We start from the raw sequence: 26,157 nt of genomic DNA, 5'->3' as shown, positions 1-26,157 counted from the left end.
AACTGATGGTCCAGATAGCATTAGTAGACGATCACTCTATCGTAAGGGAAGGTTTCAAACGCTTACTGGAGTTGAATGACTCTTATACGGTTACCTTAGAAGCTTCCAGTTTTTCACAAGCCGAATCAGTCATTGCGCAAAGCACATTTGATGTTGCCATTATCGACATATCTCTACCGGATAAAAACGGATTAGAACTCATTCCACTGATTAAGCATTTCTCGCCCAAGGCAAAGGTAATCGTTGTCAGCATGTACGACAACGACCCATATGTCAGCGAAGCAATTAACCTCGGGGCTGACGCTTACTTATCAAAGCAATATGCATCTGATGAAATCCTTGAGGCAATTAGCAATACCCTAAGTGGTGGTAGTTATTTAGGTTCCGACATCATTAAAAACATCCGTTTCAACTTAAACAGTACTGCTGCTACTAAGATGCAACTGTTAACGAAGCGGGAAAGGGACGTTTTTAACCTTTTGGCAATTGGATACTCGGTTACTTCAGTATCTAAGGAATTGAATATTGCCGCGAAAACAGTACATGCCCATAAAAGCAATATCTATGACAAATTACAGATAACAGAATCATACGAGTTGCTTAAAATGGCGATCAAAAGCCACTCTATAAAATTCGAAGAACTGTTAAAGGAATAATCGTAATGCATTGAGAATAGATGGCTTTTTACTACCAAAAGCCTGAATGAGGTCGCTCTATCCCACGGTTAGACATTAAGCTTGCACAAATACCAACCAAAGGAGTCCGAGATGACCAAAGCTCTATTAAGCACACTGAATATTACCGCTAGCCCAATTTCCAACCTTAAAGATCCTGTCGTGCTGCGGCAAAATAAGCTGATTACACGTCTTGAAGAGCAGCGAGAGTTTGCTCGATGTGAATTAGAGAATGAAGTTTTTACCGTGTACAGAGAAAAGCTCCAAACTGACGAGCAGGGGAACAAAACTAAGGTAAAGCAGGTAAGGAAGGTACGTCCATGGTTTTATAGCCTTAAAGGTGATTACTTTTTTGAAGTGAGATACGGCAATAAAGCTTTAGAGCTTGCAAAGAGCAAGTTTGCGATTTCTGTTGGCGCTAAAGATCAGCTGTTGGTAGTGATAGACACTGTGATTGATGCCGTAAAAGCTGGAGAGCTTGACGCGCAGCTGATGGATATCAAGCAGCACTCACAGAAAAAGTAATATGCAAGTCGAGTCAGTGCCGCTATCTAACAAATGGCGGTCTTTAATGAAAAAATTAAAAATAACAATTAAAACAAAGGGCTAAGTGAAAAATCGCAGTTTATTTTTAAATGTTTACTTAGCTTCCTAAAGTGTGCGCTTTGGTGGCACAACCTTAGACACTCGACTCATCGAGAAAATAAACTTATCAGGTAAAACCATGAAAGGAGCCTTTGCAATATGACTAAAATTATCAGCCGCTATTGTAGAGTCTCTAGGGTAAAAGCGTCAACGAAAGGCCGCGTTTTTAGCCGTCTAATTTGCCAGCAAAATACCGACGCCGGCCAGGGCTAAAATACCGCCAAGGATCATGTTTGCGCTCACCGGCTCGCGTTTAAAAAAGCCGAAGGTCATCACCATTAACGGGGCGGTGGCAAAGAGGGTTTGCGCTATGGCAGGGTCGGTGTATTTTACCGAGGCTAATTGCAGCCACAGGCCGATAAAGGTGCCGAAGAATACCGCTACTAATAACCAATGCTTCTTATCTATGCCTTTAAGGCGGATTGCCTGATACAGGTCCGAGTGTTTGACCAGCGCCACCACCAAGGCCACGGTGAGGGTGCCCGAGACCAGACGTATCATCGCCGCCCACAAACTACTCATGGACTCGAGGTTCATTGCTCCTTTGGACATTACCATGCCGGTGGCTTGGCACAGCGCCGCCAGCAGCGCCAAGGACACGCCGATAAAGTAGTGACGCTTATCAACATTGGGTAAGGCATGCTGTGGCCGAATGGCAATCACCACTCCGACCGTGGTGACGATGATACCGACCCAGGCCAGTGTGGACAGGTAGTGTCCCAGCAACAGGATATTGAGTATGCCCGCCAAGGCGGGGGCCAGAGACTCTATGACCAGAGTACGCGCCGGACCTATATTGCGCAGGGCGCCAAAGTAGGCGCTGTCGCCGATGGCGATACCAATAATGCCGCCGGCAATCAACCAACCCCAGGCGGCGACTTGTTGGGGGATGTTAGAGTCTGCGGTGATAACAATGGCTGCGACCATCATCAGCGAGGCAAGTAAGCCTTTACTGACATTGAGCTGTAAGGGCGAAAGGTGATGGCTAAAGGTTTTGTAGAGCAGGGTAGAAAACGCCCAAACTATGGCGGCACTGATTGCCGCTAATTCTCCTAATCCCACCTTGAGCCCCTTATACTTATTTCGACGCGCGGCATTATGGCAAGGGAGAAGCGCGCTGTAAAATTTATATAGACGTCTAAACATCTAGAGGTTGATATTTCCAGCGCGACGGTCATAATAGCCCTTCTAGTATTTGCATTGGAGTTGACTATGCCTATTACGGTTCAGGATGCGTTGCCGGCGATTTCGCAATTGCGCCAAGAAAATGTCTTTGTGATGCCAAAAAGTCGTGCCAGCACACAGGAGATCAGGCCCATGCGTTTGGCCATATTGAACCTGATGCCGAATAAGGTGGAAACGGAAGTGCAGTTTATTCGCCTGCTGGCCAATACCCCCTTGCAGGTCAATGTAGACTTACTGCGTCTTGATACCCATAGATCCAGCGCCAACTCCGAGCAGCACCTGGACATGTTTTATCGCTATTTCAGCGATGTGAAAGACACTAACTATGATGCCGTGATCATCACCGGCGCGCCGCTGGCTCATCTTGAGTACGATGAGGTGGGCTATTGGCAGGAATTACAGGAGTTTTTCGAGTGGGCCGAGCACCATGTTACCTCCACCCTGTTTAGCTGCTGGGCGGCTCACGCAGGTTTGTTCCATCATCATGGCCTGAAACGCGAACTCCAGGCCAACAAATTATGTGGGGTGTTTGAGCACCAGTGTTATTTCGACCATGGCGCGCTCACCCGTGGTTTTGACGATCGCTTTTTAGTGCCGCATTCCCGTTATGGTCATATCGATATCAATAAAATTGCCGAACGTGAAGAGCTGGTGGTGCTTGCAGGCTCCGAGGAAGTGGGTGCCTACTTACTTAAAAACCAAAGCGGTTCGCAGGTGTACCTGACCGGGCACCCGGAATACGACGCCGATACCTTGCAAAAAGAGTATCAACGGGATGTCGACAAGGGCCTGGATGTGGCTAAGCCGAAAAACTATTTTCCCGAGGATAACCCGGCGCTAAAACCGTCGAAAACCTGGCAAAGCCATGCCTTCTTGTTATTTTCCAATTGGCTAAACTACTACGTGTATCAAACCACGCCCTATGATATTAATCTGGTGAGCCAGGATGTAAGGACAGATAATTATGCCGAATAAACGTCACGCCCTCGAAGCGGCCCTCAAGCAGCGTATTTTAATTCTCGATGGCGCCATGGGCACCATGATCCAAAAACATAAGTTTGAGGAAAACGACTATCGCGGCGAGCGCTTTAAAGACTGGCATGTGCTGGTGAAGGGCAACAACGACCTGTTAAGCCTGACGCAACCCGAGGTGATCGCGCAAATCCATCGCGAATACCTTGAGGCCGGTGCGGATATCATTGAAACCAACACCTTTAACGCCACCACCATTTCCATGGAAGACTACGACATGGCAAGCCTTAGCCGCGAGATTAATCTCGAGTCGGCGCGCTTAGCCCGCAAGGTGGCCGATGAATTTACCGCCAAAGAGCCGAATAAACCGCGTTATGTGGCCGGTGTGCTTGGGCCCACGTCCAAGACCTGCTCCATCTCGCCGGACGTGAACGACCCGGGTTATCGTAATATTACCTTCGATAAACTGGTTGAGGCCTATATCGAGTCGACTTTGGCGCTGATGGAAGGCGGTGCCGACCTGATCTTGATCGAAACCATTTTTGATACCCTCAATGCCAAGGCGGCGGCCTTTGCTGTGGAAGAGGCCTTCGAGCAGGCTGGCACCAGTTTGCCTGTGATGATCTCCGGCACCATCACCGATGCCTCGGGCCGCACCCTGTCGGGGCAAACCACCGAGGCCTTTTATAACTCCATTCGTCATATTAAGCCGCTTTCCATCGGCCTTAACTGCGCCTTAGGCCCGGATCTGCTGCGCCAATACGTGGAGGAGTTATCCACCGTCTGCGAAACCTTTACCTCGGTGCACCCCAATGCCGGTTTGCCTAACGAGTTCGGCGAGTACGACCTGGAAGCCGAAGAAATGGCTCAGGAGATCATCGACTGGGGCGAGCAGGGCTTTATCAATATTGTCGGTGGTTGCTGTGGTACCACGCCCGAGCACATCAAAGCATTTAGCGACGGCTTAAAGAACACCGCACCACGAGCACTCCCCGAGCTGCCGGTGCGCATGCGTCTCAGTGGCCTTGAAGCCTGTAACTTGAATTAAGGGGCCTTAGCTATGACCAATACAGCCATTTTTACCAATGTCGGTGAGCGTACCAATGTCACCGGCTCGGCGCGTTTTAAGCGCCTGATCATGGAAGAAGACTATGAAACCGCCCTGGATGTGGCCCGCGAACAAGTAGAAAGCGGCGCTCAGGTGATCGATATCAACATGGATGAAGCCATGTTGGACTCCAAGGCGGCAATGGTAAAGTTTCTTAATCTGATCGCCTCGGAGCCGGATATCTCCAAGGTGCCGATCATGGTCGACTCCTCCAAATGGGAGGTGATTGAGGCGGGCCTCAAGTGTATTCAGGGTAAGGCCATTGTGAACTCAATTTCCCTCAAAGAAGGGGAAGAGCCGTTCCGCAAGCAGGCAAAAATTCTGAAACGCTTTGGCGCCGCCGTGGTGGTGATGGCCTTTGATGAAACCGGCCAGGCGGAAACCGCCGACCGTAAGTTTGCAATCTGCGAGCGCTCTTACCGTATTTTGGTAGACGAGCTCGGCTTTCCGCCGGAAGACATTATTTTCGACCCCAATATTTTTGCCGTGGCCACGGGCATCGAAGAGCATGATAACTATGCGGTGGAATTTATTGAGGGCACCCGCCGCATCAAAGAAAACCTGCCGTACTGTAAGGTGTCCGGCGGCGTATCGAATGTGTCTTTCTCATTCCGTGGTAATAACCCGGTGCGTGAAGCCATTCACTCGGTATTCCTGTATCACGCCATTCAAGCGGGCATGGACATGGGCATAGTTAATGCTGGCCAGCTGGCGGTGTATGACGATATTCCCGAAGAGCTCCGCAATGCGGTTGAGGATGTCATTCTCAATAAAGACCCGGGGGCGGGCGAGCGCTTGGTTGAGCTGGCGCCCAAATACTCGGGCATGGCGCAGGCCGAAAAGGTGGAAGACCTTGAATGGCGCACCTGGCCGGTGGAAAAACGCCTGGAGCACGCCCTGGTGAAGGGCATCACCGACTACATTGAAGAAGACACAGAGGCTTGTCGCCAGCAGTTTGCCAAGCCCATTGAGGTGATCGAAGGGCCGCTGATGGATGGCATGAATGTGGTCGGTGACCTCTTTGGTGCCGGTAAGATGTTCCTGCCTCAGGTGGTGAAATCGGCACGGGTTATGAAGCGCGCAGTGGCCTATCTCGACCCCTATATTGAAGCCGAAAAGGAAGAAGGGCAGACCAACGGTAAAATCATCATGGCCACGGTAAAGGGCGATGTGCACGACATAGGCAAAAATATCGTCGGCGTGGTACTGCAATGTAATAACTATGAGGTGATAGACCTGGGCGTGATGGTGCCGGCGGAGAAAATTCTGCAAACCGCCATCGATGAAAACGCCGATATTATCGGTTTATCCGGCCTTATTACCCCGTCCCTTGATGAGATGGTGCATGTGGCCAAGGAAATGACCCGTCGCGGCTTTGAGATACCGCTGCTGATTGGCGGTGCCACTACCTCCAAGGCGCACACCGCGGTGAAAATTGAGCCCCAATACGACAAGGGTGTGATCTATGTGAATAACGCCAGCCGCGCCGTGGGCGTGGCCTCCAGCCTGTTGAGCAAAACCGCCAAAACGGAGTTCTTGGCTAAAACCAAGGCCGAGTACGAGAAGGTGCGTGAGCAACAGGCACGTAAAAAGCCACGTTCCAAGCCCATTGGTTTACAGCAGGCACGGGCCAACCATGCCAAGCTGGACTGGCAAAACTATGTGCCACCGGTTCCCAGTAAGCTGGGCGTGCAGGAGTTCCACGATGTGGCCATAGACACCTTGCGTCACTATATCGACTGGACCCCGTTTTTTATGACCTGGTCGCTGGCGGGCAAGTATCCACGCATTCTTAATGACGAGGTGGTGGGCGAGCAGGCGCAGTCGCTGTTTGCCGATGCCAATGCCATGCTCGATAAGTTTGCCCGTGAGCGCAGCATACAGCCAAAAGGCGTGATAGGTTTGTTCCCGGCCAACCGGGTTGGTGACGACATCGAAATATACCGCGATGAAAGCCGTACCGAGGTGCTGTTACGCTCGTGTCAGTTGCGTCAGCAAACCGAGAAAAAGGGCTTTGCCAACTATTGTTTAGCAGATTATGTGGCACCCAAGGGCACGCCGGATTATTTTGGCGCCTTTGCCGTCACCGGTGGCCTGGAAGAAGACGCGCTGGCCGAAGCCTTCGATGCAAAGGGCGACGACTACAATAAGATCATGGTTAAGGCCGTGGCCGATCGCCTTGCCGAGGCTTTTGCCGAATATCTGCATGAGCAGGTGCGAAAGGTACATTGGGGCTACGCCACGGATGAAGCGCTCAGCAACGATGAGCTTATTCGCGAAAATTATCAGGGTATTCGCCCGGCACCCGGTTATCCGGCCTGTCCGGAGCACACGGAAAAGTCCAAAATTTGGGATTTGTTGAATGTCGAAGAGCGCATCGGCATGAAGCTGACTTCTTCTTACGCCATGTGGCCGGGTGCGGCGGTGTCCGGTTGGTATTTCAGCCATCCTGATTCCAAGTACTTTGCCGTGGCGGGCATTCAGCGCGACCAGGTTGAAGATTACGCCGCGCGCCAGGGTATGACGCTGGACGAAGCGCACAGATGGCTCGGGCCTAATCTGGGCTACGACTACTAGGATGATTCACAGCGAATAAACAAAGGTGGCTTAGGTCGCCTTTTTTATGCCATCAATGCGCCCTGAACAAATATTAACAACCCAGAACTTGGGCATTAATGTTTTTATGATACAGTAAGTTATCGAATAACAGGGAAAAGTAGTACGGATCAGTGAAAGATACCTTTAATGCCGCCGATGCCGATAAGGCCCATTTTTTACGTGTATTTGCCGCGATTGGCGCCTGTACCTCCTTGATCATGGCCATCAACAGTTACCTCGATGGCTACCTGCTTCTCAGCCTGCTGTTGGCCAGCGCCGTAGTCGTGTTTGCCTTGCCCTTTGTGATAAAAAAGCATGATGCCTTTATCTCGGTGCTGATGCTGTACTCCCTTTATGCGCTGATGTCATACCTGGTGGTGTCCGGAGGCAGCCATGGTACCGGACCGCTGTGGTTATTTATCGTCTCGCCGGTGACCTTTTTTATTCGCGGTTTAAAGCAAGGGGTGGTGGACCTTATTTTGCTGGCCGTGGTGGTGTTGCTGCTGTTTGTCTTTACGCCAAACCTAGGCCTGTACCAATACGATAATTACCATTTTCCCGCGCGTGTGATGCTGTGTTTCGCCATTCTCTGTGTGCTGGCTGGCTTTTACGAGTACTACCGCAATAAATACAGCCGCGCTTTGATGCAGCAGTTGCAGATTAATGAACGACTGGCGCGCACCGATGCCATGACCGAGCTCAGTAACCGCCGTTATGCCCTGGAATGCCTGACTCAGCCCGGTTTCGGCGCCGGTGCCGTCTATATGCTGCTCGATGCCGATAATTTTAAGCAGATCAATGATGGCTATGGGCATCAGGTGGGCGATCAGGTGTTGCGCTTTATCGCCACGACTCTAAAGGAGCAGGCCGGGCCCGACGATATTGTCGCTCGTTGGGGCGGTGAAGAGTTTTTGCTGGTGGTGCATAACACCGCGGCGCGCAGTGCCAAACGGGTTGCCGCACAGATAATGCAACATCTGCAGGACAACGCCCTGCACACAGAGGGCCACAGCTTGCATATGACCCTGAGCATAGGTGCTCACCAACGTCAGCTCGGTGAGAGCATAGATCATTGCCTGAACATTGCTGATAAGCGTTTATACCTGGCCAAAAGCAATGGTAAAAACCGGGTCGTATTCGACGACGATGTGGCTATCGATTAGGGTCGTGAAACCAAGCGGACAATGGCATACAATAGCCGCCATGAATCGCTCAGTGTGACCGTCGTGCTACCAATACAACAAAGCTACCCTCAGCTAATCGAACAACTCAGTACTCACCCCTTGTGTTTATTACAAGCGCCACCCGGTGCCGGTAAATCAACCTGGCTGCCGCTGCAATTGCTGCGCGATGGCCACTTTCAACGCATTATTATGCTTGAACCCAGGCGTTTAGCGGCGCGCAATATTGCTCAGTTTTTGGCATCGCAACAAAACGAGCGGGTGGGGCAAAGCGTGGGGTTGCGGTTGCGTCAGGAAACCAAGGTGAGTGCCGACACGCGCCTGGAAATCGTCACCGAAGGGGTGCTCACCCGCATGTTGCAAAGCGATCCCGAGTTAGCGGGCGTCGACCTGGTGATTTTCGATGAATTCCATGAGCGCTCCCTGGCCGCCGACACGGCCCTGGCCTTTGCCTTGGAAAGCCAGCTGTTAAGGGAAGACCTTAAAATTCTGATCATGTCGGCAACCCTGGATGGCGAGTGTTATCAGCAGTTTTTCGATTGTCCCATGGTGTCTGCCGAGGGACGCAGTTATCCCATCGACGAGGTCTATGAACCCCTGGCGCAAAGCGAGCGCTGGTTAGAGGCCATGGCGCCGCTGGTGAAGAAGGCGCTGAGCGAGCAAGAGGGCAGTGTGTTGGTGTTTTTGCCGGGTCAGCGCGAGATCAACCGCGTGGGCGAGCAACTGGCGGATTTAGCGGCCGACATCGAGGTGCGTAAGCTCTATGGTGAGCTGGATAAACAGGCGCAGCAAGAGGCCATAGCCCCGGCACCCGAGGGTAAGCGTAAGGTGGTGTTGACCACCAATGTGGCGGAAACCAGTTTAACCATAGACGGCATTCGCGTGGTGGTGGACAGCGGCAAACGTCGCGCCGCCGAGTTTAATTTAAAAACCGGGGTCACCGAGCTCAAAACCGTGAATATCTCCCGCTCCTCCGCCACCCAACGAGCCGGACGAGCGGGGCGCTTGCAACCCGGCGTGGTCTATCGCCTCGGTGCCAAAGAGCAGCTTGAACGCCGCGCCAGTCACGATGCGCCCGAGATGCTCACCAGTGATATCAGCCCCTTGTTACTCGAAGCCAAGCTGTGGGGCGCCAGTCTTGGCGAGCTGCAGTTGCTGGACCCGCCAACCCAGGCACAACAACAACAGGCGCAGGCCTTATTGCAGATGCTGGAGGTACTTGAGGGCGACAAATTATCGTCCCAGGCGCGCGCCATGCATGCCATGGGCACCGAACTGCGTTTTGCCCATCTTTTATATAAGGCCGAGAAGTTTGAATATCAGTGGCCGGGTTTTTTGCAGCTGGCCGTCCATTTTGTCGCCCTGATGGAAGCGCGCATTAACACAGCCGCCGAGCTCAGCACCGCGCTCAATGCGCAGCTGCATCGACCTCATCCGGCATTTCGCCAGCAACTCAGGTATTGGCAGCAAAGGCTCAAGTTGGCACAGTGCCAATCCCTGCCTATGTCCTTATTGCCCTTGGTGGTGGCGCTGGCGTACCCGGATCGTCTGGCCAAGCGCCGTGGTCAGGGCATGCTGATGAGTAATGGCGCCGGAGTGCAGGCATCCGCTGAGCACTGGCTCGATGAAGACTATCTGGCCATTGCCGAGGTCGGCGGCCAAGGCGGCCAGCGGATCTTTTCTGCCACCGCTTTTTGCCCCCAGCAATTACAGGAGCAGTTGCCGCATTTATTTAGCGAGCAACAGGTGTGTGAGTTTAACGACAAGGCGGCGCAGTTCACCAATGAAACCCGCTTTAAACTGGGTGCCATTACCCTGCGCAGTCAGCCCTCCTCGGTAGCCATTAGTCCGCAAATGAAGTGTCAGGCCTGGCTCGGGCAGGTGCAAAAGCAGGGCTGGGCCTTGTTTAAGCACCCACAATCGCAGCAGTTGCGAACGCGCCTATTGCTGGCCGGGCAGTTGCTGGGCGCGCCTTTTACCTATAGCGATGAGCAGAGCTTATTGGCGGCGGCGCCTAGGTGGCTGGCCCCCTATCTGAGTGAGGTGCAGTCGCTGGCCCAACTGCAGCAACTCGATTATCGTCCCGCCTTACTGAGTTTGCTGGATTACCCGGCGCAACAGCAGCTCGAGCAGCTGTTACCTAGCAAGTTAACCGTGCCCTCCGGCGCCACCCATAGAATCCACTATCAACTTGATGGTCCGGCCAAGCTTAGCGTGCGTATGCAGGAAGTGTACGGCCTCACCGAAAGCCCCAAGCTGGCACAGGGCAAGCTGCCGATATTAATGGAGTTACTGTCGCCGGCACAGCGCCCACTGCAATTAACCCAGGATTTGGCGCAGTTCTGGCAGGGCAGTTATCGCGAGGTGCAAAAGGAGATGAAGGGGCGGTATCCGAAACATTTTTGGCCCGATGATCCGGCCAATGCCCAGGCAACGACCAGAGTAAAGAGCCGAATGTAGCTAAAAATAAGGCCTGGCGCGGCGAGCTTTTCTTTTTCGTTTTTGTGAGTATAGTTAAACTAGTCAATAACTTAAGGCTAGGCCATGGATACAATGATCGCTTTTATAGGCTTGCTGATGCTGGTTGTAGTGATCGGCAGTGTGTGCGGGTTAATCGCGCTCACACAAATAGGTGAGCTCAGGCGTCAACTGGCGCAACTACAACAGCAACTCAAATCCGCCCCAGGTGCGGCCGCCGTCGGTGGCAAGGAAGCTGCACCTCAGGCATCACCACAGGTGTCATCACAGGTGCCACCGAAGGCATCATCGAAGGCATCACCCGACTCGGTTGCAACGGCTCGAAGCAGCGCTGCGGCTGCAAGCGCGACTGTAAGCGCTAAAGCTGAGTCATTGACAACGTCTGTGACAACGTCTGTGACAAAGTCTTCGACAACGTCACAGACCGAATCTTCGACCGAGTCCTCGACCAAGCCCTCAACCAAGCCCTCAACAAAAAAGACGGTCGCGCCTTCGGCTCCTACTTCTCAAGGTATGTCTCCTGCACCCGAAAAAGCGGCTCCAATCCTGCCGGCGGGTCCGGCCACCCCCAGTTTATGGCAGCGTTTTAGCGCCCAGTTTAAAGAGCACTGGATGGTCTGGATTGGCGCCCTGGCGCTGGCCTTTGGCGGTATTTTCTTTGTTTCTTACTCCCTTGAAGCGGGCCTGTTGTCGGTCACCGCGCGCCTGGCATTAGGTGCCGCCTTTGGCCTGCTGTTGTTGGCTAGCGCCGAGTATGTACACCGTAAATTCTATCGCGACAGCGAGGCGCAATACGCCATGATTGCCTATGTGCCGGCGGCGCTGGCAGCGGGTGGCTATATCAGTTTATTTGCGCTGACCGCCCTGGCGCTGGTGAGCTATAAGCTGCTTACACCCGGCAGCGCCTTTGTGATGTTGACTCTGGTGTCGGTGGCGGCCAGTTGGACGGCGCTGCGTTATGGCCCGCTGTTGGCCGTTGTCGGCATGTTGGGTGCCTACAGTGTGCCGCTGTGGGTGTCGACCGGTGCGGCTAATTACCTGGAACTGGTCATTTATTTAACTGTGCTGACCCTGAATTTAACCTTTGTGGTGCGCAAGGTCAGGCGCATGTGGCTGTGGTACAGCATCTGGGCGCTCCATCTATTGTGGCTATTGTTTATCGCCCTGGATATTCCTCGTGAGCATGCCATGGCCATGGTTGTTTTTGTACCCATCAGCGTGGTGCTGTTGATCATGATCCCGCGCCTAGGTTTCTTGTTGTCGCAACTTGAACACAGGGTTTGGTCGTTTAAATCCCTGGTGCTGCAAAAGCCGGATCATATCTTGTTGCTGGCGATCTTTGGCGCCACCCTGATCTTCTCAAATGGCCAGGATATGAGTGTATTAAGTATGCAGTTTTGGCTGCTAAGCGCCCTGTTTGCGGTGGCGGCCTTGCTGAATACCCGCTGGCAGCTTTGGCCGGTTCTCAGTGCTGTGTTGTTGGCGCTGCTCTTGGATCAGCCTTATCCGGTCGGGGTCGATTTGAACCATGATGGTCTGTTGATGTTTCATGGCGCGCTGGGGCAGGCCCAAATCGCCATGGTGGCGTTTTTAGCCTTTGGCTCGGTCTTTGCCAGTCGTTCACCTCAGCATATGGGTTTTAGCTTTATTGCCGGAGGTGCCGTGTTGGTGCCCCTGGTATTGGCTTATTTGGTCTTGCCACAGGCCTGGCTGGATGACGTGAAATGGTTCTGGGTGTTCGAGCTGCTGCTGGCCGGCGCCTTTTTGGTGTTTCTTGCCAACCGTACTCGCAATACCCTGCAGCAGATGATTTACTGGTGCGCCATCAATGCTCATCTGGCGTTTGCGGCGACCCTGGTGCTCGGCACCCACGCCTTGACCCTGGCACTGGCGCTTCAGGTGGTGTTGATGAGTTATCTGAGCAAGCGCTTTGCGCAGCCCATCCCATCCTGGCTGCTTAAAGCCTTGGTCACCCTGGTGGCGGCGCGCTTAACCCTGTTGTTTATTGAGCCCCCGCTTGGCGCCGAGCTGAGTGAGCCTTCCTTGTGGTTATACCCGAGTGTGGCCGCCTTGTTCGCCATCAGCTATCGCTTCTTTGCCAGTGAAAGCCTAAGGCCCTGGTTGCTTGGGGTTATTTTGCATGTGCTGGCACTGTGGATAAGTACACTGACCAGTTATGCACTGGTGGGTCATAGCATTGATTTAAACAATCTGTCGTTAATCGAGAAACTGGTGCTCAGCATCAACTGGGGACTACTCGGTTGCGTCTATCTGTATCGTGCCAGGGCGGCGCAAACCATGGCGCAGTTTTATACCATAGCTGGCTGTATCCTGTTGGCTGTTGCGGCACTGTTGCAGAGTCAGTTATGGCTTGAGTACAACCCTTGGCTCAGTGCCGTGCCCATGGGCGAGTCGCTGCTTACCAGTTACGCCTGGCTGTATTACTTCCTGCCCGCTGCGGTTGGATTGTGGCTGAGTTATCTGTTGCCACCTACTCAAGCCAGCTTAAGCCGAGTGTTGTTAGGCGCTGCGGGTCTGTACTTGTTCGTCTTTATTAATGCCCTGGTGCGGCAATATTGGCAGGGGCCTTTTATCCAGCTCTCTGCTGGCGTCGAAGATGCGGAGCTCTATAGCTATTCGGTGATCTGGTTACTGCTCGGCGCCGCCTTAGTGGCCGTGAGTCTGACGCTTAACAAGTTGAGCCTTCAGCGTGTGGGTGTGGCCTTATTAGCCCTGGTGATCGCCAAGGTGTTTCTGGTCGATATGGCTAATCTAACCGGACTATTGCGGGCCTTATCCTTTATCGGTCTTGGCTTGGCCCTGGTTGGTTTGGGCGCCTTGTTTAAATGGTTACAGCGCCAACATACACAGCTAGAGCGGACGTCTGGATAGACAAAATTTACTTTATCTGGCAATGCTCTCATAATAGTCGCTTTGCCAGTTTACCTAAGTGGGTGTTGTGTCTGATCATTCTTTACTGACCGTGGAGCAGTTGCTGTGTCGTTTGCAGGGGCGGCAGGTGCTCGATGGCATCAGTTTTACCTTGCAGCAAGGCGAGTTTATTGGCTTACTTGGCCCCAATGGCGCCGGCAAATCGACCTTATTACGCTGTATTTATCGCTATTACGCCAGTGCCAAGGATGCCATACGCCTCAATGGTCGCTGCATTCAAGACATGGCACCGCGTGCCTTAGCGCAGGATATCGCCGTGGTGTTGCAGCAAGCGCCAAGCGATATGTCACTGACTGTGCTCGAGGTCGTCGCCTTGGGTCTGTTGCCCGCACTGGCGCCGTGGCAGGGGCCGGGCGCTGAGGCACAGGCGCGGGTCCAGCAGGCCATTGCCGATGTGGGGTTGGCGACGCAGCAGCACAAATTGCTGGCGCAACTGTCCGGTGGTGAGCAGCAACGGGTGCATATTGCCCGGGCCTTGGTACAGCAGCCCAAATTGTTGATAATGGACGAGCCCACCAGTCATTTAGACATCAAATATCAAATCGAACTGATGGAGCTGGTGCGCTCATTAAATTTAACCGTATTGGCCTCGTTCCATGATTTAAATCTCGCAGCCGCCATGTGTGACAAGCTGCTGGTCCTCAATGGTGGCCAGCTTGTTGCCAATGGCACGCCGAAAACGGTGATCACCGAGTCATTATTGAGCGAGGTGTTCGGCGTCTGTACCCAGGTTGGCGTCCATCCGCAAAACCCCGAGCACTGGCCCCTGGTGCATTATTACTACAGTGACAGGCACAACAGATATGAGCGTCAGAAGTCATGAACAGGCAGCGTAATTTCGTTATCGCCGCGCTCATCTTTATTGTGCCGCTGAGCGCTTTGTGGGCCCTGAAACTGGGCGCAGTTAATATCAGCTGGTCGCAGTTACTGGCGGTGCTCGGCGGTGAGGGCGACCCCCTGTGGCAGCAGATTATCTGGCAGCTCAGGGTGCCGCGGGTGGCCTTGGCCTTTATGGCCGGGGCCGGATTAGCCTTGGCCGGCGCCATGTTGCAAACGGTAACCCGTAATCCCTTGGCCGATCCCTATTTGTTTGGCATCTCCTCCGGTGCGGCCTTGGGTGTGGTGGTGGCCATGACCTTGCTTGGGATCAGTGCCGGTATTATGCTGACCTTCAGTGCCTTTGTGGGGGCTATGTTGGCCACCGCCTTGTTGCTGTCCGTGGCCTTATCGCTGCGCTATATGCAAAACTCCATCATGGTGCTGTGCGGCGTGGCTCTGTCCTTTGGTTTTAGCGCCCTCACCAGCTTACTGCTGTACTTTAGCGATCCGCAGGCGATCAGCGCCGTGGTGTTTTGGACCTTGGGCAGTTTTTCCCGCGCCAACCTTGCCATGCTGTTACCTCTTGCCCTGTTGTTGGCGCTGGTGTTGGCGCTGGTGATGGTGCTGCGCCGTGCCCTAAACGCCCTCTTGTTGGGCGATGAAAGTGCCCATACCCTGGGCGTGAATGTGCCCATGCTGCGGATTATTATGTTGTTGCTGAGCGCATTAATCACCGCCGTGCTGGTGAGTGTCTGCGGCGGTATCGGTTTTGTCGGTTTGATGATCCCCCATCTGGTGCGTCTTAGCGGGCGCTTTAGCAGCACCCAAGTCTATCCGCTGAGCTTTATTTGCGGAGGCTTGTTTATGCTCTGGGTGGATGTCTTGGCTCGGACCACCTTGACCAATCAGGAGTTGCCCATAGGGGTGATCACCGCGGCCCTTGGCAGTGCGTTTTTCTTTGCCCTGCTATACATACAGCAACGTCAACGTCAGTAGAGACTTAATAGGGCCCCGCGGTTAGGCGGGGCACCAGGGCTCAACTGCGTTTAGTGCGGCGAGTGGCCAGCAGTCCAGCTAGTAACAGCAGCCAATAAAGATTGACCGTGCCGCTACTAAGCTTGCGCTTGGGCGGCTCGACGGGCGGTTGTGGCTCGGCCACCTTCACCATGACCTTGGCCGCTGCTTGGGCGCCAAATTCATCGGCAATCACATAGTCGACGGTGGCGGTGCCACTAAATTGATCCATAGGCGTAAAGCTCAGGCTGTAGTCGGCATTGATGCTGACCTCGCCCTGTTCGCTGCTGGCCTCGACCACCCTGATGGCGCGCCCTTCCGGATCGCTGTCGTTGCTAAGCACATCCAGGGTCACCGTGGTGCGATACCAGGTTTCGGCCTCGTCATCATTGGCAATTGGCGCCTGATTGGCGGCTATGTTCACCTGTACCTTGGCGCTGTGTGTATTGCCTTGGCTGTCTGCAATGCTGTAGAGCAGGGTATCCATGCCCAGGTACTGACTTGGAGTGCGATAGAGTATCTGATTATCGAGGATCTCCGCCTGACCCAGAGTGCTTTCCACATTGAGTAGTTGCAGTTCGTCGCCATCGGCATCGGTGTCGTTACTCAGTACATTCAATGACGTATCGCTGTCTTGCGGTACCCGATAGGCATCATCATTGGCTACCGGTGCTTGGTTACCCTGTACGCTCAGGGCTATCACCCCGGGGTCGTCTATATAGCCGTTAACCATGCCGTCACCGTCGTTGGCGCCCCCGTCTTCAAGGGTGAGTTGCACGCACCAGTGGCCAAGGTTAAGCCCGGCTTGCCATTGCTCGCTGCCTGGCGCCGGACAATAACCGCGACTCCCTAAGGCCGAGGCCACCGCATTGCGCTCATCGAGGTGTAAGTCCTGCCATTGCGAGGAGACGAATTTGCGGTACTGGGCATTGCCCGGCACCGGCTGATGCTGGGGCAAGACCAATTGGACACTGCTGCCCTGCGTGGCTAATGCAGACACCACTACGCCATAGAGGGTACCTACATGACGCCCATCTGGGTCCGGGCTGAGAGCTTCTGGGTTTAACCGAGCACCGGCCTGGGCACTGTCGGCATAGGGGCTAGTATGCAGACAGGTTCCCGGCTCGCTGGCGAGGATAAAGTCTTGCTCCTGACCCGCCACCGCCGCCATTAGATGACATGGCGTCAGGGCATCGAGGTGGTCACTGACGCCATCGCCATCGAGGTCGATAAAACCTTCCTCCTGATCCGGCAGTAAATCCCCATCGCTGTCGCCCTCATCGAGTGGCGGCACAGTTGCGCGAATATCCAGTTGCCCCAGTACTGTGGTGCTCAAGGCTGGACTGCCATTGTCACTGACCGTCACCGTGATTTTATACACCCCTTCGACAAGGTTGTTGGCGGCCAGGGTCACCTCGGCGCTATGGGTATCGCTCAGGGTCAGAGCCGGCTCCACCTGCCAGGAGTAGGTATGACTATCGTCGTGATTGGCATCTGTCACCTGAGCATGTAACTGAATATCCTCATCCTGGCGATACAGGGTGCGGGCTTGCTGCCCTTGCTGCGCCTTTATGGTGACCCCAGGGGCAAGATTGGCTTCGCTGATGGTGACCCTGTGTTCACCGCGGGCACCAAGGTTACTTTGCTCTGAAAGGCTGATAATGATGGTTTCATCGCCTTCATCCAGGTTGTCATCGTAAATATCCATGCTCAGGGTGCTGTGCTCGGAATGAAATACCAGCTCGCCATCGATCAGGGAATGATCGCTGTTGTCACTGCTACCACCGACGCTATAAGGGATCACCAGGGGGTAACTGGGCGCAGAGCCGCTCAGATAGGCATGAACCTTATGGCTGCCGCCCTCGCTGGCGGTGCTGTCGGCGGCAAAACTGATCTGCGGATGGACTCGAATATGCTGGGCGGCCAGGGCGCTGCGGCCCTCACTGTCCGTGGCTTGCCAATACACCTTGTGCTCACCGGAGGTAAAATACATCGGGTTCTCAAGCAGCTGGACCGGAATTGACTGCCCCGTGCTGTCCACCGCCGTGGCAATGCCTAGATTCACCTTGGTATAGAGACCGGTGGCATTGGTCTCCACATCGGCGGGCACCGTTAGTTGCGGCGTATCCGCAGGTAACTCTCCCGAGAGGGTAAAGCGCACCGTGGCGCTGTCTGCCGCCCCGGCTTTGTCGACCACGCGATAGTTCAGGGTGACGGTTTCATTGAGTCCGGCGATTGGGGTGTAAAGCAGGCCGTTATCATTGATGCTGACCTCGCCGAGTTCGGCATTGGCCGAGGTGATGGTCAGTTGATCCTCGCTATCCGGGTCGCTGTCATTAGCCAATACATCGAGGAAATAACTTCCGGATTCGGCGCGGGCCAAGGAAATAACGTCATCTTCGGCCACGGGCGCATCATTTTCGCCGGTGACAGTGATCAGTATGCTGGTTGGCTGACTTTGCAGCTGACCGTCACTGGCGATCAGGGTGACACTGTCCTGGCCATTAAAATTGGCATCCGGCGTATAGCTGAGCGTTATGCCATTAATGGTGATCTGGCCGTGTGCGGGCTCGGTACTGACGCTTAATTCTATGGCTTCGGGAGTTTCATCACTAATATCAAGCTCCATCGTGAGCGTGGTGTCTTCTTCGGTGCTCAGGCTGGTGGTATTGATGACAGGTGCCAGGTTCTCATCATCCATGATACTAATAATGACTTGTTGCGTTGCGTCCTCAACGCCCCCGCCACCGACGGAGGCGATATCGACAATAATGGTTTCTTCGTCCTCGGTGATGGCATCGTCGATGGCGGTAATGGCGATATCTGCCGAGCTTGTTAAGGCTCCAATGGTGATACTCGGCGAGCGACTGTAATCCGTGTCCACAGCCGCGGTGCCGCTGTAACTTAAGGAGACGACAATATCTTCCGGCCACTGATTATTCAGGCTATTGCCTATAGTGGCGGTCAACTGCGCCACGCCCCCGGCCTCATCTATACTGTTGGTATCGCTGCTTAGGCTAATGGCTGGCAGGTTGGCATAAATGGCATCATTGGCCTGGCTGATTGGGGTGGTATAGCTGCTTTGGTTATTTAAGCCGTCGGCCAGCACCAGATTTACGGGCACGTCGGCAGAGGCGGCAATATCCTGACCGCCATCAACAACAGTAAACTCGGCGCTGTAGTTACCACCGCCTAAATCGCTAAAGCCGCTTAGGGCATAGCCGTTCACCGTACCCGAAACCAGGCTGGCGCCGGGTTCGGAGGCGTTAATACTGACGCTGACCGTATCACCGACCTTATGCGCGGTATCGGCAATACTCAGGGTGTTGATGGTGGGCCCAGCTAGGTCAAGCTGATGCACCTCGCCCCCGGTAAAGGCCGGGGTATAACCGTTGTTGCCATTCCCATTGCCCAAATCATCGGTTATGTCTGTATTGGCTTTCAGGTCCAAGCGTAAAGTGCCACTGCCCGCCATATTGTTGACCGTAACCGTAACGCTGCTACCACTTGATGCCGACACCATGGCCACGGAGCCGCTGGCATCGCCACTGAGGGTGGTCAGGGCGAAATCATCGCTGGAAATATTTTGGACGTGACTGTCAAAGTTTACTAGGTAGCTGATTTGCGTGGCATTAGCTGGGGGAGTACCAACAAGTGCAATACCGGTGACTCGCGGCGGTATGGTATCCAAGGCGGTGAGCGCGGTGCTGTTGGCACTGGCCAAGCTCCCCGATGAGGCCTGCAGGTTAAAGACCTCCGAATCCGCTCCGGCGGGGCTGTAGGTTAATTGCAAAGAGGTGAAGGTGGCCGTCCCTGAGCTCGGGGTGAGGGAAACCGTGCTGCCATTGGCATCGTTATCGCCAGTTGCCGTCATTATGGCGGTGCCTGGGCCATTGACCTCACTGAGCGTGATGTCGGTGCTATAGCCCTGATCCACCACGTTAATTGCATCCACCGCCTGCACCACGGGCACAGTGGTAAAACTGGTGCTTTGCCATGCGGGTATTGAGGTGGGGGCGGGCTCGGTACTAAACACCAGTTTAGTGGCCACCACATCAGCAGTAACGGCATTGGCGTTGACACTGGGCAGGTCACTGCCAACGCCGTCTTGGTCATTGGCCGTTAACGTAAAGGCTTGCTGGTCGGCGGTGGCGGTATAGGTCAGGCCACTGAAGGTAGCGATACCACTGCTGGCGCTGGCGCTGGCATTAGTGAGTACACCGGCCGAGCCTTCGCTCAGGGTAATGGTTTCACTAAAGTCGGTATCCGTATTTCCAAATGCGTCGGTGGCTGTCACAACGGGCTGTGTCATAAGCGCACTGCCCGAGACACTGCCCGACGGCTGAGTACTGAAGCGCAGCCGGGTGGCCGAGACCTCTATGGGTGACCCGGTACCATTGTTGATTGGGCTGGTTACCCCCATGCGTGTACCGGCACCTAAGGTGACATCGGTATCGCCATCGATAGTGAGCACATAGTTCCGCTTTTCCACCAGGTTAGTATTGTCATTGAAATAGCCGTTGATGGTATAGACTTCACTGCCGCCATCGGCGATGGAAATGCTCAAACCGGGGAAGGTAATCACATCCGTAGCGGCATTGTATACGCCGGAAACATTGGGGGCATCGGGCCCATTTAATCGCCAGGTCACTTTAGCGCGATCATTGTCGGTGGATGTGCCCATGACATGCACCCGGATAGCCGACACAGCCATGGCCAGGTTATCGCCACTGCCGCCATCACTTAAGGTAAAGTCAAAGAGGTTAGCCGCTTCGCCGCTGGTGTCGACCGTGCTGGACAGGGCGACCGGTTCAATGACGCCAGTCGCGGCGCTTAAATTACCATCGCTATTTGCCGCTAATACGGTAACGGTTATATCCTGGTTCGCCGAGGTGCCACCATCGCCGTCATTGATCGTCACACGTACATTTCGAGCTCCCGTGGTGGGGCTGACTGAGTCGGTATTTTCATAGTTGAGGGCCCGTAACAGGGTTTGTACTCTAGCCGGGGTGGCGTTGGCGTTGAAGTTGGTGACAAAGTCGTTGCCGGCGGCGATATTATTCGCGAGCGTGCCGATCACCGTTCCCGACACCGACAGGTTACTGCCCGCCGTTGTGCCCGACAGGGATACTGCGCCCGAGGTATCGACACTGAGCAGATCTTCGGCGGCATCTTCACCCGAGGTAATGGTGGCAGTAAGGTTGCCGCCATTAAAATCCGCACTGTCACTGTCGCTGACCGTGGCATTAGTGCCCTGATCCAAGAGTACCGTACTGCCTGAAAAAGTATTGAGGCTATCGCCATTTAGGTTGGCGATGCTTGGCGCGCTATTGGAGGGCGTAGTATTGAACGCATACACCCCCAGATAATTGGTATTGTTTGAGCAATTGCTGCTGGTGACTCTAAAAGAAGTCAGATTGCTTGTGTTACCAGAGAGTGTGATTGGCACCACACCGGTGGAAATATTGCCCGAGAACAGGGTATTGCCAGCGTTATTGGTCACCACTACATCGCAGGTGCCATCTACCTCCAAGGTCAGGTTATCCAGGTCAAAGTTGGTGTAACTGGCGGCCTTGGTAAATTCTATGTAGGCCGTTGCCAATGCCGGGTTGGAAGGGGAATAAAGGGACTTGGTTGCGCCAAACTGGTTGATATAAGGTCCCGACCCCGTGGCTGCCAGGTTACCATTACTGGAGAGAGCCGGCTTATTGCACTCGGAGTCATCTGGGTCGACATTAGGGCAAAAGCTGTCCGCATCATAGGCGGCCAGCACATCGCTAAAATCCCGCAAGGCCAGGGCATCAAAGGGCGATTCGCTGTCGATATCGCCCTGAACGATTTCCAGTTGCCAGTCGCCACCCTTATCGCTGGCTCCGGTTAGGTCATTTGATGCTGCGATGTCGGCACCGGTCTGGGCGCTGAGGAGTTCTATAAATTCAATACCTTGTTCGCCTTGGGCCAGATTACAGTTATAAAAACGAATGTCGGCGCCGGCGCTCAGTTTTGCGCCGAGGCGTTTTATATCGGCCACATAATCATTGAGGCTGGCGGCACTGATTTGTTGTTGGCCAACATGAATGCTTCCCTGTGAGCCATGGCTTACCCAATGTAAGGCATCGAGGCTTTTATAGGCAGCCAGCTTGAGATTGAGCTGGGCAAAAATCGGCGTCTGATCATCAATTTCGATCACTTCTATGCCCGGTTTGAGGGCCTTGTAAAAGGTGGACTTGTCGGTCAGCGAGGCGTCAATGATCATCACCTCATGGCTAATTGTTCCTTTTTCTAGCTCGACCTTGGCGTAGGAGGGCTGTGCACTGGGCTCGGGAAGGAGGATGCCTTTTTGCAGCTTTAAGGTCGTTGGTGTCGCCGGCTTTTGTTTGCCCTGCATGGTGTTGATCAATAAGGCGTTATCGTCATTCAGACCATGCGTTTTTGATACCGGTGGCGTGTGCCGCTGTTGTTGCGTACGAATATAACCGCCGTAGGCCCCGGCTAAGGCGGGGAGTGCGCTCAAGCCCAAGGGCATCAGCAAGGCGGCGGCCTTATTGAGTTTAAAATGATGCATAGGTGTCTCCTTGGGGGGCTGTGGCGCAGATAAGACTGGCTTGTGTGCCCGACGTGTCTTGCCAAAATGCCATGTCACTGTATTTGTTGAATAACTCGGGCGGAAGAATGCTGCGCCTTGGGGTGAATTTGACTTCTTTTTTGACCGTATGCAGGCCTTTGACGCCAATATTGCTATCGAATTCACCCTCTTCATATTCCACATGATTAAAGTCGTGATCGAACGTCGGCAAGTCTAAAAACTGGTAGAGCAGCTCCATGGTGCGCGCCGGATGCTGGGTAAGTAAGTCGTAATCCACTAGCAATAAGCGCTGCGAATATTCGCCATAGTAAGCTTCTTTCAAGGCCGTCCAGGCACTGCCGAACACCCCCTGATGATGGGCCATGGACTCGCAGCGGGTATATACGGTTTGCCGGCTTTGCGGGGAATACATGCGACTGTAGTCAAAGGGGTTTTTACGATAGATGCACTCAAAACTGTCCATCACCCAGGCAGGGTTGCGAACACAGCAGATCACCTTAAAATCGTCAAACAGCTCTACCAGCTGATGCATGCGTGCCGTCCAGATACGATTGGTATCGAAGATCACCTGCTTATCGGCGTGTTCGCTGTAGTAACTATTCACCAGGCTTTGGCACAGGGCGCGGCGTTTTTGCTCGCTAAAAAAAGGAGCGAATTCACTGCCGGCACCGATTTGCTCCAAACATCCGGCCATCAGTGGGGCCACCGGGCTACTCATGGCGGCGTGATAGGCGGGATTTTGTCTTAATAAACCGGCCAGCAGCGTGGAGCCGGAGCGGGGCAAGCCTGAAATAAAATGATACTGCGTCATTGTTGTTCCTACCTTTATAAACGCAAAAGGGTGGCGCCTTGTGACGCCACCGAGTTACTTCCTGTTGATAAAACAGTCTAGCTTCTGGATGGATAAATACCCTCTAACGCCATGGAGTAATTCACTCCAAGGCTGGGTTGGCTGATATTAAAGGCCTGGCTATTGCCCGGGCTCTGTACCGGGGCGCTGCCGCTGAGGGTGACCCCCCCTAGTGCGACCTCGGTAGCGCTGTTGCTGGGGGCATAGATTTTTTCCGGGGTATCACTGCGGCTATCTCCGGCTACGGTCGTTGCAAGTACATAGCCAGCTTGCGGCGTTTCCGTGGTGCCGCCATCCGTGGTGGCGCTCAGGGTTCCCGTTACGCCGTTAAGGTTAGCCTCGGCGGTATGAGCTGGAAGCTCGTTCACCGATAAGATATGTGTTTCCGCACCGCGCTTTTGGCCCATGGTCCAAGGCGTAAGACCCGGTCCAGAGCCTTGGCTCACCGCGGTTCTGCCGCGCAGGTCGGGCAGTGCAAAGTTAGTGCGACCATCGCCGCCAAAGTTGGTGCCTACTAACGAGAAGAGCGCAGTGTACTCGGTGATAGGCAGCAATTGCCCATCACAGGTGGCCCAGTTTCTTGGTGCAAAGTTAAAACCAAAGGGCTGAATTTGAGCGATAAAGGGGTCCATGGTAGTTGTCCTTATACTTGCTGTTGTATTGGGTGCGGTGGGCGTTGCAGCTGCTCACCGGCATCGAGGTAAATTAATTGTGCTAAACGTTCGGCGCTCATAACGCCTAATTCGCAGGCGACAATATCCAGGCGGATACAACCATCCTGCGTATTAACGACCAGTCCCTGCGTCGAGGAAATCATCACTATGGTGCCCGGTGCCGTGCCATAGCCCGGGTAATCGGCCAGGCTGACTTGAATAAGCTCGACCGCCATACCTTTAATATTGAGCAGCACCCGACCATAGTGACCATTATGAGCGCGTGTGAGCGCCTCAATTTGCGCCGCGGTGAGGGCACTAAAATCCAGTGCGATAAATTCCGGCACAGCACTTGTTTGGTCTGCTCTTTGTCCCTGTGGCGGCGGTGCGACCATAGCGGTTGTGAGCTGGTGAAAAAGCTGTTCCAGGCTGCTAAGAGCCAAATAAGCGAAGCGCTGAACCAAACTGGCATAGGTATCTTGATTGCTAAGGGGCAGCGGCAGCTGCAGCAGAATGTCGCCGCTATCGAAGTGCTCGTTCATGGCATGCCAGGTCAGGGCGCTGTGGGTTTCTTGGTTGCGCAGCTGCCAATAGATGGGGTCGCTTCCCCCGTAAGCGGGCAATGGAGAGGCATGGCAGTTATAAATTCCTAACCGGTAATGTTCGAGTACCGGTTGCGGTAATAAATGACTAAAGCCCAGGCACAGGGCAAGATCGGCGTTAAAGTGCGGTAAGTGGCTGGGAATTAAATGCAGCTTCTCCTTGCATACCACTTCAAAGGGAATGCCATTGGCTTGCAGTTGATTCAACAGCTGCAGCAAAGGCTCTTGTCTGTGCCCCAATGTTTGCGGGTCCGGGGTGATCACCCCGACAAGCTGCTCAGTGGCAAATAGCGCCTCAATACAGGGCCAGGCAAACAGGCTGCTGGCATACACAAGAGTCCTGGGTTGTTCCTTCATTGCCTATTCCTTAATGACCAAAAAGCCGGGAAGACCGCTTAAACTGTAGTAAAACTTCAGGGTGTCGCCAGAATTTGCCAAGGTGTCATCCGCCTGCGGATCGCGTGGGATAAAGTTGATGCAGACACTGAGATCTGGAAGCGGATGGGTGATCCCCGAGTCATACAGCCCGAGTCGCTCATCGGCGAATAAGCTGATCTGGGTGTACAGACTCAGGGTTTGTTTATTGGCATGCTCGGCGAGCTGAGGCAGAACCAAGGTAGCGGCACCAAGCAGTGCTTGTTGTTCAATCTGGCTAGGAGCTATGGCCCTGAGGCTTTGTGCCGTGATCGACATGACCACGCCGAGCTCGGTGCGTTGTTGGCTAATGGCCGCCAATTTTTCACTGAGTTGCTGGGCACTGAGACCCTCATTGCGCCACTGCTCCACATACTCAAGCTGGGCTATATTGAGCATGGCGTGAACATCGACCTGCTGCGGAATAAGGTAACCATTGTTACTTAACTGCTGAGCAAAATGATGGGCAATGGCGAAGTGTCCTTCCCGACTAAAGCCATGTTGCATGGCCTCGACAATGACCAGATCGAAGAGCATTGGGGCGTTGTAAGCACAGGCATCACCACAATACATTTGCTGTATGTATTCTTGCAGCCCCAACTCGGTGATCAGCTTATGCAGTGAGGCGATGGCCCCGGGTTGAATATCGATAAGAGTGATGCGCAGCCGCTCGCCACTTATGCCTTGGCGTTGATAGTGACTTAACAGCGGCAACAATAAAGGAGCAAAGGGGCCGCAGGCGGGGTAGGCGATAAAGATTTTTTCCTGGCCGCCACCAAATAAGGCGGTGATGGCCTTGTCAATGGCGCGCATATAGGCGCTCACCCGTAAGCCATCTTTAATGGTGTGAATACAGTGATCCGGCGCCATCACCAGGCCGTGCTTACTGATAAACTGCTGGCTGCGCTCGGCCTTGGCAATATCGGCGTGTTGATAGACGGCGTTATAGGCCGTAAAAAGCGAATTAAAAAGCGGGGTAACCAACTCGCGGCTTGGTTTATGTGCTTGCAAAATGGTGGCAGCGGTGCCGGCGTTAAGTGTTTGTAGTTCTTTTTTTGTGAGTGTTGGTAAAACTTGGGTGCTGAGCTGTTGCTTTAGTAAACTGCGTTGTTGCTGGTGGGCGAACAAGCCGGCAATACTGCCGTCTGACAGGGGAGATTGATTACTATTGGCTGTGGATTGTTGATCTTTATAGGCGTGCATGACAAGGTTCCGTTTATTGCCCTTTAATCAAGCCTAGTCGCGAGTTGCGGGATTACCACTATTTGTAATCAGATGAAATATTTCACCTAATAATAAAGACTTAGTTGCCATTTTTTGATATTTGCCGCCCGCATTCATAAAACGGGGTAGAATATGGGCACCTTGGCCATTGCGATATTGTCATTATTCCCGCAATTAACTATGCGTGGGGTGAATCGGTTGC

Annotated in this window: 16 protein-coding genes; 10 read left to right on the top strand and 6 right to left on the bottom strand. The window is 53.7% G+C overall.

Features of this window, described 5'->3' with window-relative positions; all coding sequences use genetic code 11:
• The first annotated feature begins 5 nt into the window (after positions 1-5).
• Both KD147_RS10115 and KD147_RS10110 read left to right on the top strand, forming a co-directional pair.
• Positions 6-656, top strand: a complete 651-nt coding sequence (locus KD147_RS10115) for a response regulator transcription factor (protein ID WP_212547763.1) — start codon at positions 6-8, stop codon at positions 654-656.
• 111 nt (positions 657-767) lie between these two features.
• Positions 768-1,199 carry an anaerobic carbon-monoxide dehydrogenase catalytic subunit gene (locus KD147_RS10110; RefSeq protein WP_212547762.1) on the top strand — a complete coding sequence of 144 codons (432 nt, stop codon included), beginning with the start codon at positions 768-770 and terminating at the stop codon, positions 1,197-1,199.
• Positions 1,200-1,493: 294 nt separating this feature from the next.
• Here the strand turns inward: KD147_RS10110 and KD147_RS10105 are convergent, their stop codons facing one another.
• Entirely contained in the window at positions 1,494-2,381 is an 888-nt protein-coding gene (locus tag KD147_RS10105; RefSeq protein ID WP_349304691.1) for a DMT family transporter, read from the bottom strand.
• Between the two features lie 150 nt (positions 2,382-2,531).
• Here KD147_RS10105 and KD147_RS10100 point away from each other — a divergent pair, with 150 nt between their 5' ends.
• The 8 genes from KD147_RS10100 (at position 2,532) to KD147_RS10065 (ending at position 15,608) form a co-directional block, all read left to right on the top strand.
• The gene (locus tag KD147_RS10100; protein ID WP_212547760.1) at positions 2,532-3,479 is read left to right on the top strand and encodes a homoserine O-succinyltransferase; all 948 of its coding nucleotides are present in this window, start codon (positions 2,532-2,534) and stop codon (positions 3,477-3,479) included.
• Positions 3,469-4,524, top strand: a complete 1,056-nt coding sequence (locus KD147_RS10095) for a homocysteine S-methyltransferase family protein (protein WP_105199715.1) — start codon at positions 3,469-3,471, stop codon at positions 4,522-4,524. The genes KD147_RS10100 and KD147_RS10095 overlap by 11 nt, the downstream gene beginning before the upstream one ends.
• A 12-nt stretch (positions 4,525-4,536) precedes the next feature.
• The gene (gene metH, locus KD147_RS10090; RefSeq protein WP_212547759.1) at positions 4,537-7,161 is read left to right on the top strand and encodes a methionine synthase; all 2,625 of its coding nucleotides are present in this window, start codon (positions 4,537-4,539) and stop codon (positions 7,159-7,161) included.
• Between the two features lie 152 nt (positions 7,162-7,313).
• Positions 7,314-8,345: a GGDEF domain-containing protein gene (locus KD147_RS17020; protein ID WP_212547758.1), complete on the top strand. Its 1,032-nt coding sequence runs from the start codon at positions 7,314-7,316 to the stop codon at positions 8,343-8,345.
• 63 nt (positions 8,346-8,408) lie between these two features.
• Positions 8,409-10,823 carry an ATP-dependent helicase HrpB gene (gene hrpB, locus KD147_RS10080; RefSeq protein WP_212548055.1) on the top strand — a complete coding sequence of 805 codons (2,415 nt, stop codon included), beginning with the start codon at positions 8,409-8,411 and terminating at the stop codon, positions 10,821-10,823.
• A gap of 84 nt (positions 10,824-10,907) precedes the next feature.
• Positions 10,908-13,733 carry a DUF2339 domain-containing protein gene (locus tag KD147_RS10075; protein WP_212547757.1) on the top strand — a complete coding sequence of 942 codons (2,826 nt, stop codon included), beginning with the start codon at positions 10,908-10,910 and terminating at the stop codon, positions 13,731-13,733.
• Between the two features lie 67 nt (positions 13,734-13,800).
• On the top strand, positions 13,801-14,616 hold the full coding sequence (locus KD147_RS10070; protein ID WP_349304690.1) for an ABC transporter ATP-binding protein: 816 nt from the start codon (positions 13,801-13,803) through the stop codon (positions 14,614-14,616).
• Complete coding sequence (locus KD147_RS10065) at positions 14,613-15,608, top strand: FecCD family ABC transporter permease (protein WP_105255648.1); 996 nt, start codon at positions 14,613-14,615, stop codon at positions 15,606-15,608. The genes KD147_RS10070 and KD147_RS10065 overlap by 4 nt, the downstream gene beginning before the upstream one ends.
• Positions 15,609-15,648: 40 nt before the next feature.
• On the opposite strand, the gene KD147_RS10060 is transcribed toward KD147_RS10065, so the two are convergent.
• The 5 genes from KD147_RS10060 to KD147_RS10040 form a co-directional block, all read right to left on the bottom strand.
• The gene (locus tag KD147_RS10060; protein WP_212547755.1) at positions 15,649-22,191 is read right to left on the bottom strand and encodes an Ig-like domain-containing protein; all 6,543 of its coding nucleotides are present in this window, start codon (positions 22,189-22,191) and stop codon (positions 15,649-15,651) included.
• Positions 22,178-23,023: a sulfotransferase family protein gene (locus tag KD147_RS10055; protein ID WP_105213193.1), complete on the bottom strand. Its 846-nt coding sequence runs from the start codon at positions 23,021-23,023 to the stop codon at positions 22,178-22,180. Before KD147_RS10055 ends, KD147_RS10060 begins: the two co-directional genes overlap by 14 nt.
• Positions 23,024-23,100: 77 nt before the next feature.
• Positions 23,101-23,694 carry a phage tail protein gene (locus KD147_RS10050; protein WP_105255644.1) on the bottom strand — a complete coding sequence of 198 codons (594 nt, stop codon included), beginning with the start codon at positions 23,692-23,694 and terminating at the stop codon, positions 23,101-23,103.
• Between the two features lie 11 nt (positions 23,695-23,705).
• Positions 23,706-24,674 carry a methionyl-tRNA formyltransferase gene (locus KD147_RS10045; RefSeq protein WP_105255643.1) on the bottom strand — a complete coding sequence of 323 codons (969 nt, stop codon included), beginning with the start codon at positions 24,672-24,674 and terminating at the stop codon, positions 23,706-23,708.
• A 3-nt stretch (positions 24,675-24,677) separates the two neighbouring features.
• A complete protein-coding gene (locus KD147_RS10040; protein WP_212547754.1) occupies positions 24,678-25,934 on the bottom strand; it encodes an SAM-dependent methyltransferase in 1,257 nt (418 codons plus the stop codon).
• Between the last annotated feature and the right edge of the window lie 223 nt (positions 25,935-26,157).

This window comes from Pseudoalteromonas sp. BDTF-M6 (assembly GCF_018334135.1).
Classification (GTDB): Bacteria; Pseudomonadota; Gammaproteobacteria; order Enterobacterales; family Alteromonadaceae; genus Pseudoalteromonas.
Note: the sequence above shows the minus strand (reverse complement) of the source record. Positions and strands in the feature narration are given on the sequence as shown.

Bases quoted from the DNA above. Each gene is read 5' to 3' on its own strand.
- KD147_RS10115 (WP_212547763.1), top strand. From the start codon at position 6: ATGGTCCAGATAGCATTAGTAGACGATCACTCTATCGTAAGGGAAGGT.
- KD147_RS10110 (WP_212547762.1), top strand. From the start codon at position 768: ATGACCAAAGCTCTATTAAGCACACTGAATATTACCGCTAGCCCAATT.
- KD147_RS10100 (WP_212547760.1), top strand. From the start codon at position 2,532: ATGCCTATTACGGTTCAGGATGCGTTGCCGGCGATTTCGCAATTGCGC.
- KD147_RS10095 (WP_105199715.1), top strand. From the start codon at position 3,469: ATGCCGAATAAACGTCACGCCCTCGAAGCGGCCCTCAAGCAGCGTATT.
- metH (WP_212547759.1), top strand. From the start codon at position 4,537: ATGACCAATACAGCCATTTTTACCAATGTCGGTGAGCGTACCAATGTC.
- KD147_RS10075 (WP_212547757.1), top strand. From the start codon at position 10,908: ATGGATACAATGATCGCTTTTATAGGCTTGCTGATGCTGGTTGTAGTG.
- KD147_RS10065 (WP_105255648.1), top strand. From the start codon at position 14,613: ATGAACAGGCAGCGTAATTTCGTTATCGCCGCGCTCATCTTTATTGTG.
- KD147_RS10060 (WP_212547755.1), bottom strand. From the start codon at position 22,191: ATGCATCATTTTAAACTCAATAAGGCCGCCGCCTTGCTGATGCCCTTG.
- KD147_RS10055 (WP_105213193.1), bottom strand. From the start codon at position 23,023: ATGACGCAGTATCATTTTATTTCAGGCTTGCCCCGCTCCGGCTCCACG.
- KD147_RS10050 (WP_105255644.1), bottom strand. From the start codon at position 23,694: ATGGACCCCTTTATCGCTCAAATTCAGCCCTTTGGTTTTAACTTTGCA.
- KD147_RS10045 (WP_105255643.1), bottom strand. From the start codon at position 24,674: ATGAAGGAACAACCCAGGACTCTTGTGTATGCCAGCAGCCTGTTTGCC.
- KD147_RS10040 (WP_212547754.1), bottom strand. From the start codon at position 25,934: ATGCACGCCTATAAAGATCAACAATCCACAGCCAATAGTAATCAATCT.